We start from the raw sequence: 17,644 nt of genomic DNA, 5'->3' as shown, positions 1-17,644 counted from the left end.
CCCGGACCAGGATTGCCGCTTGGGTCTCACCCAATTGCCCGGCGCGCATCGCCGTCAGCACGTGCGGCATATCCCGCGTCAGGACCAAGGCTTGGTGGACGAGACGCAGCCCGGTGATGGGGTGCCTCCGCCGGGCCATCGCTACCCCGGCGCCGGTGACCCGCCGCGCCACTCCAGCGGCGTTCTCCCCGCCCGGTGATGCGGGCAGCGGCGTCGTCCACGGCCTGGGCGGTCAACTCGATCTGGCGGGCTGATCGCGTGATGCAACATCTCCAGTTCCTGGATCAGCAACTCGTTGATACGGGATGAAAAATACTGTCCCACAGTGTCATTCACTGCAGAACGCCATGAAACGAACCAGCGACAACTCGGCGAGTTCGGCCCCGCCCAGCACCTCGGTTTCGTCCATGAAAGCACGCTATAACGAAGGTCTGACAGGCACCGCTGAGCAGTGGTGGGTCAACGTCGTCGATCATCGCGCCCCGGACCGTTCAGTTGTAGGAAGGTTGAGCACAACCGGCAACCAACGCAACGCGGCGTAATCTGCGTCACATGCAGTTCGATACCCCGGCCGATGTCGCGACCCGACTCGAGCAGGATGGCTACCTCTGCGACGATGCGCTCGCGACGGCCACCTATCTGGCGCTGCGGATGCAACGGCCGCTGCTGCTGGAGGGCGAGCCGGGCACCGGCAAGACCGCGCTTGCCGAATCCTTGGCGACCACGATGGCGCTCCCGCTGGTGCGGATGCAGTGCTACGAGGGCATTGATGCCACCCAGGCGCTCTACGACTGGGACTTCCCGCGGCAGATCCTGCACTTGCGCGCCCTCGAAGCGGCCGGGGGAGCCGACGCCGAGGAGGCGGAGAAGAGTCTCTACGACCCGCGCTTCCTGCTGGCCCGGCCGGTGCTGCGAGCGTTGCAGGACAGCCCCGCTGTGTTGCTGGTCGACGAAATCGACCGCGCCGACGACGAATTCGAGGCTTTCCTACTCGAAGTGCTCTCGACGTATCAGGTCACCATCCCGGAGCTGGGGACGATTCGCGCGGCCACCCCGCCGATCGTCGTACTCACCTCCAATCGCACCCGTGAACTGCACGACGCCCTCAAACGCCGTTGCCTCTACCACTGGATCGACCACCCGGGCCTGGAGCGCGAGGTCCAGATCGTGCGCACCCGGGCGCCCGAGGTGTCCGCGGCCCTCGCTCGCCAGGTCGTCCAGGTGACCCAGCAGGTACGCTCCCGCGGCGACCTGCTGAAACCTCCCGGCGTGGCCGAAACCATCGACTGGGCAAGGGCATTGACCTATCTGGGTACGACGGACATCGACCTGGGTGCCGCGTCCGCCACCCTCGGAGCCCTGGTCAAATACCGCGAGGACAGCGAAAAAGTGCGCCATGCTCTCGACCAGTTGCTGAGGGCGTGATGCGCCAGGCAGATGAGATCCTGCTGGCGTTCGGCCGGGCGCTGCGGGCCGCCGCAGTCCCGGTGACGCACGACCGGATGCAACGTTTCCTCGACGCGACGGCCGTGCTCGGGATGGACGACCAGCGCGCCACCTACCTCGCCGGCCGGGTCACGCTCTGCTCCGGCCCCGACGATCTCGAGCGCTACGACCAGGTCTTCACGGCCTTCTTCGGCCCCGACGGACTGCCCCGACCGCGCGCGGCGCAGCGCAGCGGCATCTCCTACGCGACGGGACTGCCGGACGCCGAGGCGGACGGTGCGGGCGATGCGGAGGGGCGGGACGTCGTACGGGCCATGGCCAGCGGCGCCGAGGTGCTGCGCCACCGCGACGTAGCCACCCTGTCCGCCGCCGAACGGCACCGGCTGGCAGGCATGTTCGCCGCGCTGCGGCCCCGGCCCCCGCTACGCCACAGTGCCCGTCAGCGTCCGGCAGTGCGCGGCCGCGTCGATGCAGGGCGCACCCTTCGGGCGTCCTTGCAACGCATGGGCGAACCGGCCGAGATCGTGTGGCGCAGACGCAGTACCCGGCCGCGGCGGGTGGTCCTGTTGATCGACGTCTCGGGCTCGATGAGCGGCTACGCCGATGCGCTCCTGCGTCTCGCGCACCGCCTGACCCAGTCGCTGCGGGCGCAGGGCGGCACGGTGGAGACGTTCGCCGTGGGCACCCGGCTGACCCACCTGACCCGGGCGATGCGGGTGCACGACGCCGAGCGTGCGCTGGTGATCGCCGGGGAGGCGGTCCCGGACTGGTCCGGCGGCACCCGCCTGGGCGAGACGCTGAAGGTCTTCAGTGACCGGTGGGGGCAGCGTGGTCTGGCCCGCGGCGCAGTCGTCGTGGTCTTCAGCGACGGCTGGGAGCGCGGTGATCCGGGCCTGCTCGGCGAGCAGATGGCGCGGCTGTCCCGCATCGCACACCGCGTCATCTGGGTCAACCCGCACCGGGGCAAGGCCGGCTACGAACCGGTCCAGCAGGGTGTCATCGCCGCGCTGCCGCACCTGGACCACTTCGTAGCGGGGCATTCGCTCGCGACCTTCGCGCAACTGACCGAGGTGATCGCCGATGCGTGACGTGCTGCCCGAGCTCCTGGACTGGTGGCAGGCGGGCGAGAGCGTCGGCGTCGGCACCGTGGTGGCCACCTTCCGGTCCGCCCCGCGACCGCCCGGCGCGTCCATGCTGGTCGGCCCGGACGGCACCGCCGTCGGCTCCGTCTCCGGGGGCTGTGTCGAAGGAGCCGTCTACGAGTTGGCACAGGAAGTCGTGGCCGACGGGCGACCGGTGCTGCAGCGCTACGGGGTGTCCGACGACGACGCCTTCGCCGTCGGCCTGACCTGCGGCGGGATCCTTGACGTCTACGTCGAATCGGTCAGCCGCACGACCTTCCCGCAACTGGGCGAGATCGCCGCCGACATCGAGGCCGGCCGGCCCGTCGCGCTGGCGACCGTGATCGAGCACCCCGACCCGACGCGGGTGGGTGCACGACTGATCATCGGTCCTGAGCGGGTGATCGCGGGCAGCCTGGGCTCCGCGCGCGCCGACGACGCGGTGTACGACGATGCCCTCGGTCTGCTCGCCGCCGGCACCAACGCAACCCTCACCTACGGTCCCGACGGCGAGCGCCGCGGTGAAGGAATGCGGGTCTTCGTGTGGTCGTTCGCGCCGAAACCCCGGATGCTGGTCTTCGGTGCCATCGACTTTGCCGCGGCCGTCGCCAAGGTGGGCAGCTTCCTCGGCTACCGCGTCACGGTGTGCGACGCCCGGCCGGTCTTCGCGACCCACTCGCGGTTCCCCGACGCCGACGAGGTCATCGTCGACTGGCCGCATCGTTACCTGGCCGCCGAGGCAGCGGCCGGGCGGATCGACCCGCGCACCGTGATGACGGTGCTCACCCATGACCCGAAGTTCGACGTCCCGCTGCTGGAGGTGGCGCTGCGACTGCCGCAAGTGGCGTACGTCGGGGCGATGGGTTCGCGGCGTACCCACGAGGACCGCCTGGCCCGGCTGCGCGAGGCGGGCCTGACCGACGAAGAACTGGCGCGCCTGTCCAGCCCGATCGGGCTGGACCTCGGCGCCCGCACCCCCGAAGAGACCGCGGTCAGCATTGCGGCGGAGATCATCGCGGGCCGGTGGGGCGGATCCGGCCAACCGCTCGCGGTCCGCCATGGCCGGATCCATGGGAGCGTTTCACCGGGAATGTGAGATGTGTCACGGCCCGCGGTGTTAGCGTGAGCATCTCCGAGAGCCAGGGAATCCAATGCCGCGGACCGAGTTGCAGACGCGCCGGCTACAGGCCGTTCGCGAGTGGACGGCCTTCGTGGGTGAGAGCGATCATTCGCCACCGTCCGTGCGACCGGAAATCCTTGACAGCTGGGCCCGTTCGGCGGCGTCGATCACTCCGGACGTGCGGGAGGCGCCGCTCGACGACGAAGCCGAGACCGCGGCGTACTGGCAGGGTTCACCCCTGCAGACGGCGGTCGAGCGGATCGAGGCCGAGCTGCGCCGCACCGCGGAGGACGGCGACCTGGTCATCGCGGTGACCGACCCGCAGACCCGCGTGTTGTGGACCTACGGCGGACGGGTCATGCGACGCAAGGCCGAGTCGGTGAACTTCGTGGCCGGCGGCCGCTGGGACGATGAGTCGGCGGGCACCAACGCGCTGGACCTGGCCAACCGGCTATCCGAGCCGGCCATGGTCTTCAGCGCCGAGCACTACGCGTCGATGGTGCACAACTGGGTCTGCTGGGCGGCCCCGGTGCACGACCCCGCGACCGGTCAGCAACTGGGGGTTATCGATCTGTCGACCACCTGGGACCGTTCGCACCCGATCGGTCTGGCGACCGCCCGGATGATGGCCCGGTTGATCGAATCGGCGATGCCCCTGTCGCGCCAGCACCCGGTGCTCGACCTGGGCGACGAACCGGACGAACCGGGCCTGGTGATGCACCTGCTGGGCACCGCGGAGACGTGGTTGGACGGCCAGCGGCTGCTGCTCAACCGGCGCCAGACCGAGATCCTGGCGCTGCTCGCGGTCCATCCCGAGGGCCTGTCGCTGGACCAACTGCACGCCGCGGTGTACGGCGATGCGGCCGTGACCACCTCAACCCTCAAGGCGGAGGTGTCGCACCTTCGGTCCTCCCTCGGCGGTCAACTGGCCTCGCGGCCCTACCGGCTGACCACTCCCATCACGACCGACGTGGAACTGGTGCTGGGGTTGCTGCGCCGCGGCCGGGTCGCGGCCGCCGTCGAGGCGTACGGCGGTGACCTGCTCCCGGGGACCAACTCCCCGGCGCTGGCCGAGCTGGGCGAACTGGTCGCGGTCGCCGTACGTGAGGCGCTCCTGGCCAACCCCGATCCGGACACCGTGTTGCGCTACGGCGAACGCGCGCCGTACGACACCCAGGTCTTCGAGGTCTGCCTCGCGCGGCTGGCCGACTCGCACCCCGCCGTACCGCTGCTCAAGGGGCGACTGGCGGCTGCCCGGCGCTGAGGTGACCCTTCCCAACCGGGCACCAACCGGGTCCGACCTAGCGTGATCCACATCACAAACGGATCTCAGGGAGAGTCATGACTCGGATCAGTCTGACCGTCGACGGAGCCAAGGTTTCCGACGATGTCGAACCTCGCACGCTTCTCGTGCACTACCTGCGCGAGAAACTCGGCAAGACCGGCACGGTGATCGGTTGCGACACCAGCAACTGCGGTGCCTGCACGGTCCATCTGAACGGCACCAGTGTGAAGTCGTGCAACGTCCTCGCGGTGCAGGCCGACGGCGGTGAGGTCACGACCATCGAGGGACTGGCCAAGGACGGTCAGCTCCACCCGGTGCAGGAGGCGTTCCGGGAGTGCCACGGTCTGCAGTGCGGCTACTGCACGCCGGGCATGATCATGCAGAGCGTTGCTCTGCTGCAGGAGAATCCAGATCCCACCGAGGAGGAGATCCGCCTGGGTCTGGAGGGAAACCTGTGCCGGTGCACCGGCTATCACAACATCGTGCGAGCGGTGAAGACGGCGGCGGGGGCGCAGTCATGACCGCCGTCGACGAGCGGCCCGCCGAGGCCGTCGATCGCGAGATCGGCAAGGAGCGCCGCCGCAAGGAGGACCAGCGGCTGATCACCGGGCGCACCCGGTGGACCGACAACCTGGTCCTGCCCGGGATGCTGCACCTGGCGATGGTGCGCAGCCCCTTCGCGCACGCCACGATCACCAGCATCGACACCTCGGCCGCCGCCGAAGCGCCGAACGTGGTCGCAGTGCTGACCGGCAAGGACTTCGGTGAGGAACTGGGAGTCTGCATCAACGCCTGGCCGATCACGCCCGACCAGAAGACGCCGAATCATTCGCCGATGCCGGCCGACCGGGTCGCGTTCGCCGGCGAGATCGTCGCCGTGGTGGTGGCCCGCAGCGCTGCCGAGGCCCGGGATGCCGCCGAATTGGTCGACGTCGAGTACGAGGAGTTGCCGGCGGCACTGGATCTGAAGGAAGCCGCCGCCGACACCGCGCTGGCGCACCCCGATCTCGGGACCAACAAGTCCGCCTTGTGGGTCTTCGATTCTGCGGAGGCGGGGACCGGCGGCGACGTCGAGGACGCCATCAGCAAGGCCCGTTCCGACGGCGTCGTCATCGAACGCGAGTTCCGCCAGCAGCGGCTGATCCCCGCGTTCATGGAGCCGCGCTCGGTCGTCGTGGACCCGACCGGTGAGCAACTGACCATGTGGTCGGCCACCCAGATCCCGCACATCCTGCGGTTTGCGCTCGCGGCCACGACCGGCGTACCCGAATCCAAGATCCGGGTCATCGCCCCCGACGTGGGCGGCGGATTCGGCGGCAAGCTACAGGCCACGCCGGAGGAGTGGATCACCTGGGCGGTCGCGCGGCGGCTCGGCAAGCCGATCAAGTACACCGAGACTCGCTCGGAGTCGCTGATCAGCGCGCACCACGGACGCGACCAATGGCAGAAGCTGACCCTGTCGGCGACGAAGGACGGCACCGTCACCGGGCTCAAGGTGGAGCTGCTGGCCGATCTGGGCGCCTACGTGGCACTGGTCGGGGGCGGCGTACCCGTTCTCGGTGCCTTCATGTTCAACGCGATCTACAAATTCCCCGCCTACCACTTCGCCTGCCAGACGGTCCTGACCAACAAGACCTGGACCGATGCGTACCGCGGTGCCGGCCGCCCGGAGGCGACCTTCGGCATCGAGCGCATGATGGACGAACTCGCGGCGGAGCTGGGCGTCGATCCGTTGGAGGTCCGCGAGAAGAACTGGATCAAGCACGAGGAGTTCCCGTTCACGACCGTGGCCGGGCTCGAATACGACTCTGGCAACTACGAAGCTGCGACCGCCAAGGCGACCGAGATGTTCGAGTACGACGCCCTGCGCGCCGAGCAGAAGGAGCGTCGCGACCGGGGCGACCGGGTGCAACTCGGCATCGGGATCTCGACGTTCACGGAGATGTGCGGGCTGGCTCCCTCCCGGGTGCTCGGTAGCCTGGACTACGGCGCCGGCGGCTGGGAGTACGCCTCGGTGCGGATGCTGGCCACCGGCAAGGTCGAAGTGACGACCGGCGCATCGGCCCACGGTCAGGGTCACGAGACGGCGTTCAGCCAGATCGTCGCCGACCGCCTCGGCGTGGCGTTCGAGGACGTCGAGATCCTGCACGGTGACACCGCCGTCGCGCACAAGGGTCTGGACACCTACGGGTCGCGCTCGCTGGCGGTGGGTGGTGAGGCACTCGTGCGGGCCGCCGACAAGGTGATCGAGAAGGCGAAACCCGTTGCGGCGCATCTGCTCGAGGCGTCCGTCGACGACATCGAGTTCGACAGCGGGCGGTTCTCGGTCCGCGGCACCGACCAGGGCCTGGCGATCGGGGAAGTGGCCGGCGCGGTCTTCGCCGCGCACAACCTGCCCGACGGGATGGAGCCGAGCCTGGACTCCGACGCAACGTTCGACCCGACGAACTTCTCCTTCCCGCACGGCACCCATCTGTGCGCGATGGAGATCGACACGGAGACCGGGGCCTTGAAGATGCGCAAGTACGTGTGCGTCGACGACGTCGGCAACATCATCAACCCGCTCATCGTCGCCGGTCAGATCCACGGCGGCCTGGTGCAGGGCATCGCCCAGGCACTCTGGGAGGAGGCGGTCTATGACGACTCGGGCACGTTGGTGTCCGGTTCGTTCGTCGACTACCTGCTGCCGACGGCCGCTGACACGATCAGCTTCGATATCGATCACACGGTGTCCCCCGCGACGTCAGTAACCCTGGGAGTCAAGGGAGTTGGCGAGGCCGGCACGATCGCCTCGACCCCCGCCGTGGTCAACGCCGTGGTCGATGCCCTCCGCCCGTACGGCGTCACGGACATCCAGATGCCGTGCACTCCCGAGCGGGTCTGGAAGGCGATCCAGAACGGCGGCGGCGCCCACGCCACGGAGGGTGCGGCGATGCCGCACTTCGAGGGGGACGGCGCTGCCGGTAACCAGGAAGTACCCGGTCAGAGCAGCACGGAAGGAGCGGGCGCATGATCCCGGCACCGTTCGACTACCTGGCACCGACGTCGGTCGAGGACGCCCTGGCGGCCCTGGCCGAGCACGGTGACGACGCCAAACTGATCGCCGGGGGCAGAGCCTGCTTCCGGTGCTTCGGATGCGGCTCAACGCACCGGAGATGATCATCGACCTGGGCCGGATCGACTCGCTGCGGGGTGTCCGCGAGGACGGTGACGCCATCGTGATCGGCGCCATGACGCCGCACTCGGTGGTCGGCAGCGATCCGTTGGTGGCCCAGCACGCGGCCTTGATCAGCAAGGCGGTCGAGCACCTGGCCGATGCGCAGGTCCGCCACCGCGGCACCTTCGGCGGGGCGCTCGCGCACGCCGACCCGGCCGGTGACCTGGGTGCGCCGGTCACGGCGCTGGGCGGTCAGTTCGTGATCCAGGGCCCTGGCGGTACGCGCACGGTCGAGGCAGATGACTTCTTCGTCGACCTGTTCGAAACCGCGATTGGTGATGACGAGATCCTCACGCAGGTGCGGATCCCGAAGCACACCGGGTGGGGTGCGCATTACGAGAAGTTCGTCCGGGTGGCCCATCAGTGGCCGATCGTGGCCGTCGCCGCTGCAGTGCGGGTCGACGGCGGCACGGTCGCCGAGGCTCGCGTGGGACTGACCAACATGGGATCGACCCCGATCCGCGCCCGCGGCGTCGAGGAGGCCCTGGTGGGTGCGCAAGCCACCGAGGACGGTGTCCGCGCGGCGGCCGAGCGTGCCATCGAGGGTACGAATCCGCCCAGTGATCTGAACGGTGACGCCGACTACCGCCGGCACCTGGCCACGGTGCTGACCCGACGGGCCGTCCTGGCCGCGGCAGGAGTCTGATGGACCTCACGCACCGGTTCACCGTCCCGACCGGGATCGATCAGACCTGGGCGTACTTCCAGGACATCGCCTCGGTCGCCGAGTGCTTCCCCGGAGCCACTGTGACCTCGGCCGACGGTGACTCGTTCGCAGGCTCGGTCAAGGTCAAGCTCGGTCCGATTGCTCTGGTGTACAACGGATCCGGGACATTCATGGAGAAGGACGACGCCGCACACCGGTTCGTCGTGGACGCCAAGGGCAAGGACAAACGGGGCAACGGTACGGCGGGTGCCAAGGTCACGCTGTCCATGACACCCGCCGGGGAGGCGACCGATGTCGAGGTGATCACCGACCTGGCGATCACCGGTAAACCGGCGCAGTTCGGTCGCGGGGTCATGCAGGACGTGTCGGACAAGTTGCTGGGACAGTTCGTCGCCTGCTTGGAGCAGCGGTTGTCGGCCGAGGCGGAGCCGGGCGCGACTACCGACGCGGAGTCGGCCGCATCTGCCGGGGCCGAGTCAGCCGTGACTGCCGAAGCCGAGCCGGTGTCGGTCAGCCAGCCGGAGTCCGGTGCCGATGAGGCCGGATCCAGCGCCCCGGAGGTCGCGCCGTCCCCGATCCCGGCTGCATCGAGCAACGGCCGGGCCGGTTTCCCGACCAGTTCGCCATCCCCCGCTCGTCGCGCCGGCACGCCCCGCCCGGCGGCCGCTGAGGCCGATGATGCGATCGATGTCGGGACCGCTGTGCTGCCGGTGCTGCTGAAGAACTACTGGAAGCAACTGGCCGGTGCCGGCGGCATCTTGGCCGCGATCGTCTGGTTGATCAAGCGCCACTGATTCTGAGGACATCGCGCGGTCTGCGGAAAATTCACGACCTTCGGCACTCAACAGGGTCGATGACCTCAGAATCGGCGGTGGCTATTGCGGGATGTCCCGGCGGTCGAAGGCCACCGTCGCGATCGCGAAGATCAACCAGGCGGCCGGTGCCTGCGCCAGCAGCGCCCGGAACACGTCGGTGACGGCGATCTGCGAACGGGCCAGCAGCGCCACACCGGCCTGCTTCAACGTAGGACTGTCCTGCTTCAACGTCCGCCATACCGTCGGCGGCGCGGCGACCGGACCAAGCACCTGGCTCTGGTGGCGCAACCCGGCAATGCCCGCGATCGCCTTACCCCCATCAGCGAGTATCGCCGCGACGTCGACCAGTATTCGGCCGCGGTCATGGCCGGGCAGGAAGTTGGCCCCGGACTTCCTCCGTGTCTTTGGCTCCCAGGTCCGGCTAAGTGAGTTTAATGATATTGAGTTGACTTCCAACCCGAACGGTAATTGTCGCTGGACCTCGAGAGACATATGAAAATCTTACAATGACAGCACGATTCTTGGCGTCTTCTTTTTCCACGACGTAGCCTGGGAAGGAACTCGACGGATCCAGCGTGATAGATCCGCCAGAGGAACAACTAGACCCAATTTGATAGTACTGTGGTGCCTTCGTAATATCTTTCGATTTCGACCGTAGTAAGACTGGAACGACCTGCCCAGCACCGCCCTGAGAAATGGTTACCCCACACTGTTTCTGTGTGCCGCCCTCCTTGTAGTCGCCACTGCTGCAGCACACGAGTGAGCAAGCCGCTACGAAGCCCACAAGTAACCTTCCGAACGGTGTAATGCTCGTGCGGTCCATTAGTCGGCGGCCCATCTACAGGTAAAAGAGGTTACTGAGCCTTCGGTGCACTGAGACCAGCCGTTCATGGAGTATCGGACCTGCGAGTCACTCATCTGGCCCATTCCGGAGACGCTGTATTCCCAATACGCACTTGTCATGACGATATAGTTGTAATTTGGGATTTCATAGTGACTGCAAGAAGTGACGGAACTGCAATCTACACCAGGCCGCTCAACAATCCATTCATACTGGTATGGCTCAGGTTTCGTTGACGTTCCTGCGATGGCGCCACTGTCACAGGACGAAGTGCTCTCGTTGCAGATCAAGAACGATGGCTGTCCGCTCGGCATAGAAGCTTGAGCATATACGTTTTGCCCTGGGGCCACAGCTGGTCCCTCGTATATTGAGTTTGCATTGGGATATGCTTCAATCCAGGTATAATTCACTTGCTTCCAGGCCGATCAACTAGACGTTGTACAGTTAGCATCGGTTTCGGTGCCCGCCTGGACGAGGGGTTGAGAAGAATTATTTCCCGATCCCATTCCCACCCATTCTGCGAGATAGTCATTGGTCGTTCCTTCGTGCCCAGCGAGACGAGGGAGGTTCCAGTTTGCTTCCACGCCCCAAGGAGCGGACCCACTGTTGTATTGGTATCCTGACCAGTACGGCGAATCGGAACCTGCACTCACGGGGCCCATGTTAGGCCGCATTGTGAACGGATTATGGCCCGTCGGCATCGTCGATCTGCCACAGGTAAAACGACCCCACTTGATTTGGTGAGAATTAATCAAGTTCGCTAGTTTTGGGTCACGAATGTGCATCCGAGCGGCAATACCAGTGCTCGATTCTTTAGGAAAGTACTCGGTAAGCGATTGGCTCATACCGGGACACCTGAGAATTTGTGACCCAAATCCAGCGATACTGACCACCTGGCCGTCGGCGCGACTAGCGGGTGCACTCGTCACACAACTCGCGGCAAGCACAAAAACCGCAATAGCGCTCAGCTGGGCGTGGCGGCAACCGGGGTTTAACCGATATCTCACGGACCCTCCTCGAGCAAGACGAAGTAGCCCTCTAGCGAAGCATGAATGCCTGGAGCACGGCTGATCGTTCACTGGGGAGACGCTGGTAGTCGTCGTGTGCTAGCTGGGAAAGTCGAACTCAACGCGGCACGGTTCTCGGGCTTGTGCATTGTGTCGTGAGCCGAGCGGGGCCACATAGGTAAAGGCTCCAGAAGCGGCGGTGGCTATTGCGGGATGTCCCGGCGGTCGAACGCCGCCGTCGCGATCGCGAGGAGCAGCGCGCCCAATGCGGTCATCAGCACCAGCGGCGTCCAGGTGATCGGCACCTGTGGCACCCGGGGCGTGTGCGTGAAGGGCGACAGATCGAGCGCCCAGCCGGGTAGTCCGAAGGCTGCGCCGAGTTCGCCGACCAGAACGGCGAGGGCGGCCACGACCCAGCCGGCCGCCGTCCACGCCGGCCGCACCGCGAACAACAGCAGGGCGATCGTGAAGATCAACCAGGCGGCCGGTGCCTGCACCAGCAGCGCCCGGAACACGTCGGTGACGCCGATCTGCGAACGGGCCAACAGCGCCACACCGGCCGCGGCGACCAGCAGGAGCAGCACGCTGCCGACCACGCCCATGATGGCGGTGGTCGCCAGCCATGCGCGGCGCGAGCGGGCCGTTGACAGGGCAAGCTCCAACTGACCCCGGGTCTCCCACCGCCGCAGATCGGCGACGAGCGACACCAGCCAGAACGCGACGGCAGCACTGAAGAACACCGCCATCGCCGACAGGAAGGCACCGGTCAGAGCACCGGGGCCGCCGAGTTTGCGCAGGTACTCCTGGAACTGCGCAGGCACTCCTGAGGTGTCGGCGACCGAGGACACCAACGACCCGACGATGAGCCCGAAGGCCAGGACGCCCACCACCCAGCCGGTGAACGTGCGCCACTGTGCCTGCCAGAGCACGGCCGGCACCGACCGCAGGCCCGAGGACCCCGACGGGCCTGGTCGCGGCGTGATCAGACCGCTGCCCAGGTCGCGCCGGTCACGTAGGACCACCGCCGACCCCAGCCCGGCCGCACCGAGCAGGACACACCACAACAGACCCCACCACGATCCGGCGCCGTAGGGGTCCATGGTCTGCGCCCAGCCGATCGGGTTGGTCCACTTCAACCACGACACAGCGGAATTGGTGTCGGCCGCGCCGCGCAGCAGATAGCCGCCGAGCACCAGGGCCGAGGTGATCGAGGAGACCTGACGAGCGGTCGTCGCGACCTGCGCGATCAGTAAGGTGACGCCGGTGACGGCCACTCCGACACCGGCGTACTGCGCCATTTGCAGCACGATCTGGTGCCCGGTCGCGCCGTACCCGAGAAAGGGCACGGACGTGACCAGCGCGGTGAGCACCGTGAGGACCGCCGCCACCGCGACGGCGGCAACCAAGGGCGCCAACCGGCCGACCGCGGCCGAACCGGCCAGTTCCAGCTGCCCGGACTCCTCCTCACGCCGGGTGTGCCGGTTGACGGTGAAGGCCACCAGCACCCCGAACGCGGTCAGCATGAAGAGTCCGATCCGCCACGACACCGTGCTCGCGACCGTTTCGATGTGATCGAGCGGGCCGAGGAGCAGCTGGAGCGCCGGGTTGCCAGTGAGCGACTGCTGCATGCCACGGCGGTCGGCGACGGTGCCGGCGAGGTCGGACAACTGCTTCAGCGTCGCCAGATACGTCAGGGCGAAGACGACGACCGAGATCGGGATCCAGCGGACCTCTTGGCGCAGGGCCAGCCGCGTCATCCGCGGCGCGTTGGCGACGCTACTCATACTGGCTCAGGAAGAGTTGCTCCAACGTGGGGGCTCGACGATCAACTGCCGGGCGCCGTACCGGGCCAGCACCCCGACCGCCGCCGTCGCCGTCGCGTCGTCCACGGTGAAGTGCACCTTGGCGTCCTCGACGGTCAGGTCCGAAACCCCCTCGACCGCCGACAACCCCTCACGTACGCCGATCGCGTCGTCCACCATCGCCGAGACTCCCGACCGGGTCACGTGCCGCAACTGCGACAACGCCCCGGTCAGCACGGTTCTACCCCGCCGGATGATCGTGACGTCATCGCACAGGTCCTGCACCTGCCCCAGGATGTGGCTCGACAGCAGCACGGTGGTGCCACGGTCACGTGCCGCACGGATCTGCTCCTGGAACCGGGCCTCCATCAACGGGTCCAGCCCGGAGGTCGGTTCGTCCAGGATCAGCAGGTCCACGTCGGCAGCCAGCGCCGCGACCAGAGCCACCTTCTGCCGGTTGCCCTTGGAATAGGTGCCGGAACGCTTGGTCGGATCGAGTTCGAAGACCTCCAGCAGTTCATCGCGCCGGGTGGCGCCGCGCACGTCGCGCAAGCCGAGCAGCAGGTCGATGCACTGTCCGCCGGTCAGGTGGTTCCACAACGTGACGTCACCGGGCACGTAGGCCAGCCGCCGATGCAGAGCCACAGCGTGGGCGTACGGATCGACGCCGAAGAGCCGGGCGGTTCCTCCGTCGCTGCGGTAGAGGCCCAGCAGGACACGGATCGTGGTGGACTTTCCGGCGCCGTTCGGACCGAGGAAACCGGCGATCGTGCCCGGTGGGACGCTCAGGTCCAGGCCGTCGAGCGCTGCGAGCGAGCCGAAGTGCTTGGTGAGTCCGGAGATCTCGATGACGGGATCAGGCATGCGGTCCATCCAACACCGGGATGGAATGGTGAGGGCCAGTGCGCCGCGGGCCAGATGCGCCCACTCGACACGAAATGGCTGTCTGCAGGACAGCTTCGGTGACCAGGTGCGCCCACTCGACCCGAAATGGCTGCCCGCGAGAGAGGGACGGGTTTCCCGCGGCGTGCCTGTGAGCCGAGGGCGGCAAGCCGCGGCGTACGACCCGGTCAGGTATGACCGATAAACTGGGATGACCGCCTGCCAATCACTACAGAGGACTCACCATGCCTGCGATCGTTCTTGTCGGCGCCCAATGGGGGGATGAAGGCAAGGGCAAGGCGACCGACCTGCTCGGCGACCGCATCGACTACGTCGTGAAGTTCAACGGCGGCAACAACGCCGGCCACACCGTCGTGATCGAGCAGCCGGACGGCAGCCGCGAGAAGTACGCCCTGCACCTGCTGCCCAGCGGCATCCTCACCGAGGGCGTCGTCCCAGTCATTGCCAACGGCGTCGTCATCGACCTCGGCGTCCTTTTCGAGGAGATCGACGGCCTGGAAGCGCGCGGCATCGACACCAGCGCCCTCAAGGTCAGCGCCAACGCGCACATCATCGCCAGCTACAACAAGACCCTCGACAAGGTCACCGAACGCTTCCTGGGCTCCCGCAAGATCGGCACCACCGGCCGCGGCATCGGCCCCACCTACGCCGACAAGATGAACCGCGTCGGCATCCGGGTGCAGGACCTCTTCGACGAGTCGATCCTGCGGCAGAAGGTCGAGGCCGCGCTCGACGTCAAGAACCACCTGCTGGTGAAGGTATACAACCGCCGCGCCGTGGCCGTCGACGAGGTCGTCGAGGACCTCTTGCAGTACGTCGATCGGTTGCGTCCCATGGTCACCGACACGTCCCTGCTGCTGGACACCGCGCTGTCGAACGGCGAGACCGTGCTCTGCGAGGCCGGTCAGGCCACCTTGCTGGACGTCGACCACGGCACCTATCCGTTCGTGACCTCGTCCAACGCGATCAGTGCGGGCGCGTGCACCGGCGCCGGCATCCCGCCCACGCGGGTTGACCGGGTCATCGCGATCTTCAAGGCGTACACGACCCGTGTGGGCGAGGGTCCGTTCCCGACGGAGCTGAACGACGACGCCGGCGAGTTCCTGCGTAAGCAGGGCGCCGAGTTCGGCACCACCACCGGCCGTCCGCGCCGGTGCGGCTGGGTCGACACGGTCATCGGGCGCTACGCCACCCGCATCAACGGGGTCACCGACTTCGTGCTGACCAAGCTCGATGTCCTGACCGGCCTGGAGACGGTGCCCGTCTGTGTCGCCTACGACGTCGACGGCCGGCGTTTCGAGGAGATCCCGGTCAGTCAGTCCGACTTCCACCACGCCACTCCCGTCTACGAGGAGCTGCCGGGCTGGTTCGAGGACATCTCGGCCTGCCGGAGCTTCGAGGAGCTGCCCGCCAACTGCCGCGCGTACGTCGAGTACGTCGAGGAGCGCATCGGTGCCCGCATCTCGGTCATCGGGGTCGGACCGGGCCGTGAAGAGGTCATCGTGCGGCACGACCTCCTCGAAGGAGAATGATGCTGGACGACTGGGTCTCGCGCCTCGCCGGCGAGGTCATCGCCGACGCGCAGCGGCGTGACGTCAAGATCGTCTGCGCCTCGGGCATCTCGCCCTCCGGCCCGATCCACCTGGGCAACCTGCGAGAGGTCATCACCCCGCACCTGGTCGCCGACGAGATCGCCCGCCGCGGCCTCGAGGTCGAGCACATCATCAGCTGGGACGACTACGACCGCTTCCGCAAGGTGCCCAATTTCCCCGGGGTGGACCAGACGTGGGCGAAGTACATCGGCCAGCCGCTGACCGCCGTACCCGCTCCGCCGGGTTCGCCGCACGAGTCCTGGGCCGCGCACTTCCGCATCCAGTGCGAGGAAGCGCTCGCGGCGATGGGCATCACCTACCGCGGGATCAGTCAGACGCAGCAGTACACCGGCGGCGCCTACATCGATCAGGTGATCTTCGCGATGGGCCATCGCGACCAGATCGACAAGGTGCTCGACCAGTACCGCACGCTGCCGGCGCAGAGCGACGACGAGGAGGACGCCGATGAGGCGGCCGCTCGTGAGGGTTCCGGCGCGGCGGCCGAGGACAGCGGCTACTACCCCTACAAGCCGTACTGCACGGTCTGCAACACCGATTTCACCACGGTCACCGCCTACGACGACGCGACCGCGGAGCTGACCTACCACTGCGACCACTGCGGGCACGACGAGACGGTCAACCTGCACACCTTCACGCACGGCAAGTTGGTGTGGAAGGTGGACTGGCCGATGCGCTGGGCCTACGAAGGGGTGATCTTCGAGCCCTCCGGCGTGGATCACCAGAGCCCGGGATCGTCGTACGCCGTGGGGCTGGAGCTGGCGCCGATCTTCGGCTGGCAGCGCCCGATCGGCCCGATGTACGCCTTCGTGGGCATCAAGGGGATGGCCAAGATGTCCTCCTCCAAGGGCGGGGTGCCGACCCCGTCGGACGCGCTGGAGATCATGGAGCCGTCCGTGCTGCGCTGGCTCTACGCCCGACGCAAGCCCAACCAATCGTTCACCGTGTCCTTCGATGCGGACCTGCAGCGCACGTACGACGAGTGGGACGCCCTGGCGCGCAAGGTGCAGGCAGGCACGGGGCAGGCCGGCGACATCGCCTCGTACACCCGCGCCAGTTCGACAGCGGCCGGACCACTGCCCGTCACCGAGTACCCCGTTGCGTACCGCACGCTGGCCTCGATCGTGGACATCACGACCGGGGACGAGGAGCAGGTGCTGCGGATCGTGCGACAACTGGACCCTTCGGCGCCGGTGCCGTCGATCGCAGCGCTGCGGCCCCGACTGACCTGTGTCGAGCACTGGGTCGCCACGCAGATGCCCGCGGAGGACAAGACCGTGGTGCGCACCGTGCCGGCGGACCGGGCCCTGACCGACGATGAGCAGGCGGCGATCGAGCTATTGCTGGACGGCGGCTCCGGTTTGGCGCCGATCGAGGCGGACTGGACGCTGGCTGGCCTGACCCATCAGGTGTACGGCGTGCCGAAGGTGATGCGGGGGATCGACCCCGGTGCGATCGTCAAGGGCGACAAGGAGTTGGCCGCGGCGCAGCGCAGCTTCTTCAAGCTGCTCTACGAGTTGTTGATCGACAAGGAGACCGGGCCCCGGCTGCCCACGCTGTTGCTTGCCGTGGGGCCGGATCCGGTGCGCGCGCTGCTGGATAACGGGCCTGCAGGCGCCCACCACATCACAAAGGACTAGGTCCGCGGGAATCCATCACCGGGACCCGCTTGACGGGATACCGACTAGTAAGCCACAGTGTGACGTGCGCAACACCTACGCACCCGTAAGTTAACGAAACCTTCCGTTCCGTAACCGTCGGAAGCTATGGTGTAACGCAGTTCACATACCCGGAAGCTCGGATGGAGTAA

General features: G+C 67.2%; 14 protein-coding genes and 1 pseudogene. 11 read left to right on the top strand and 4 right to left on the bottom strand.

Annotation, left to right across the window (positions count from 1 at the left end; genetic code table 11):
* Positions 1–552: 552 nt before the first annotated feature.
* From ACFQBT_RS16875 to ACFQBT_RS16840, 9 genes are all read left to right on the top strand, one after another.
* Positions 553–1,425 carry an AAA family ATPase gene (locus ACFQBT_RS16875; protein ID WP_377824469.1) on the top strand — a complete coding sequence of 291 codons (873 nt, stop codon included), beginning with the start codon at positions 553–555 and terminating at the stop codon, positions 1,423–1,425.
* Complete coding sequence (locus tag ACFQBT_RS16870; RefSeq protein WP_377825539.1) at positions 1,425–2,534, top strand: vWA domain-containing protein; 1,110 nt, start codon at positions 1,425–1,427, stop codon at positions 2,532–2,534. The genes ACFQBT_RS16875 and ACFQBT_RS16870 overlap by 1 nt, the downstream gene beginning before the upstream one ends.
* On the top strand, positions 2,527–3,663 hold the full coding sequence (locus ACFQBT_RS16865) for an XdhC family protein (RefSeq protein WP_377824467.1): 1,137 nt from the start codon (positions 2,527–2,529) through the stop codon (positions 3,661–3,663). Before ACFQBT_RS16870 ends, ACFQBT_RS16865 begins: the two co-directional genes overlap by 8 nt.
* A gap of 55 nt (positions 3,664–3,718) precedes the next feature.
* Positions 3,719–4,951, top strand: a complete 1,233-nt coding sequence (locus tag ACFQBT_RS16860; RefSeq protein ID WP_377824465.1) for a sigma-54-dependent transcriptional regulator family protein — start codon at positions 3,719–3,721, stop codon at positions 4,949–4,951.
* A 77-nt stretch (positions 4,952–5,028) separates the two neighbouring features.
* Positions 5,029–5,493 carry a (2Fe-2S)-binding protein gene (locus tag ACFQBT_RS16855; protein WP_377824463.1) on the top strand — a complete coding sequence of 155 codons (465 nt, stop codon included), beginning with the start codon at positions 5,029–5,031 and terminating at the stop codon, positions 5,491–5,493.
* The gene (locus ACFQBT_RS16850; RefSeq protein ID WP_377824462.1) at positions 5,490–7,985 is read left to right on the top strand and encodes a xanthine dehydrogenase family protein molybdopterin-binding subunit; all 2,496 of its coding nucleotides are present in this window, start codon (positions 5,490–5,492) and stop codon (positions 7,983–7,985) included. The genes ACFQBT_RS16855 and ACFQBT_RS16850 overlap by 4 nt, the downstream gene beginning before the upstream one ends.
* On the top strand, positions 7,982–8,131 hold the full coding sequence (locus ACFQBT_RS19955; protein WP_465252295.1) for a hypothetical protein: 150 nt from the start codon (positions 7,982–7,984) through the stop codon (positions 8,129–8,131). The genes ACFQBT_RS16850 and ACFQBT_RS19955 overlap by 4 nt, the downstream gene beginning before the upstream one ends.
* Complete coding sequence (locus tag ACFQBT_RS16845; protein ID WP_465252294.1) at positions 8,107–8,835, top strand: FAD binding domain-containing protein; 729 nt, start codon at positions 8,107–8,109, stop codon at positions 8,833–8,835. Before ACFQBT_RS19955 ends, ACFQBT_RS16845 begins: the two co-directional genes overlap by 25 nt.
* The gene (locus ACFQBT_RS16840; protein WP_377824460.1) at positions 8,835–9,650 is read left to right on the top strand and encodes an SRPBCC family protein; all 816 of its coding nucleotides are present in this window, start codon (positions 8,835–8,837) and stop codon (positions 9,648–9,650) included. Before ACFQBT_RS16845 ends, ACFQBT_RS16840 begins: the two co-directional genes overlap by 1 nt.
* Positions 9,651–9,890: 240 nt before the next feature.
* On the opposite strand, the pseudogene ACFQBT_RS16835 reads toward ACFQBT_RS16840, so the two are convergent.
* The 4 genes and pseudogenes from ACFQBT_RS16835 to ACFQBT_RS16820 all read right to left on the bottom strand — a co-directional run.
* Positions 9,891–10,040, bottom strand: a pseudogene (locus ACFQBT_RS16835) (IS1380 family transposase); the annotation flags it as partial.
* 453 nt (positions 10,041–10,493) lie between these two features.
* Positions 10,494–10,922, bottom strand: a complete 429-nt coding sequence (locus ACFQBT_RS16830; RefSeq protein WP_377824458.1) for a G1 family glutamic endopeptidase — start codon at positions 10,920–10,922, stop codon at positions 10,494–10,496.
* Between the two features lie 800 nt (positions 10,923–11,722).
* On the bottom strand, positions 11,723–13,303 hold the full coding sequence (locus tag ACFQBT_RS16825; RefSeq protein WP_377824456.1) for an ABC transporter permease: 1,581 nt from the start codon (positions 13,301–13,303) through the stop codon (positions 11,723–11,725).
* A gap of 6 nt (positions 13,304–13,309) precedes the next feature.
* Positions 13,310–14,185, bottom strand: a complete 876-nt coding sequence (locus ACFQBT_RS16820; RefSeq protein ID WP_377824455.1) for an ABC transporter ATP-binding protein — start codon at positions 14,183–14,185, stop codon at positions 13,310–13,312.
* Between the two features lie 263 nt (positions 14,186–14,448).
* On the opposite strand from ACFQBT_RS16820, the gene ACFQBT_RS16815 reads away from it, so the two are divergent.
* Both ACFQBT_RS16815 and lysS read left to right on the top strand, forming a co-directional pair.
* Positions 14,449–15,756: an adenylosuccinate synthase gene (locus ACFQBT_RS16815; RefSeq protein ID WP_377824453.1), complete on the top strand. Its 1,308-nt coding sequence runs from the start codon at positions 14,449–14,451 to the stop codon at positions 15,754–15,756.
* Positions 15,756–17,474 carry a lysine--tRNA ligase gene (gene lysS, locus ACFQBT_RS16810; protein ID WP_377824451.1) on the top strand — a complete coding sequence of 573 codons (1,719 nt, stop codon included), beginning with the start codon at positions 15,756–15,758 and terminating at the stop codon, positions 17,472–17,474. The genes ACFQBT_RS16815 and lysS overlap by 1 nt, the downstream gene beginning before the upstream one ends.
* The last annotated feature ends 170 nt before the right edge of the window (positions 17,475–17,644 follow it).

Origin of the sequence: Branchiibius cervicis, assembly GCF_042661605.1 — a bacterium.
GTDB classification, from domain to species: domain Bacteria; phylum Actinomycetota; class Actinomycetes; order Actinomycetales; family Dermatophilaceae; genus Branchiibius; species Branchiibius cervicis.
Note: the sequence above shows the minus strand (reverse complement) of the source record. Positions and strands in the feature narration are given on the sequence as shown.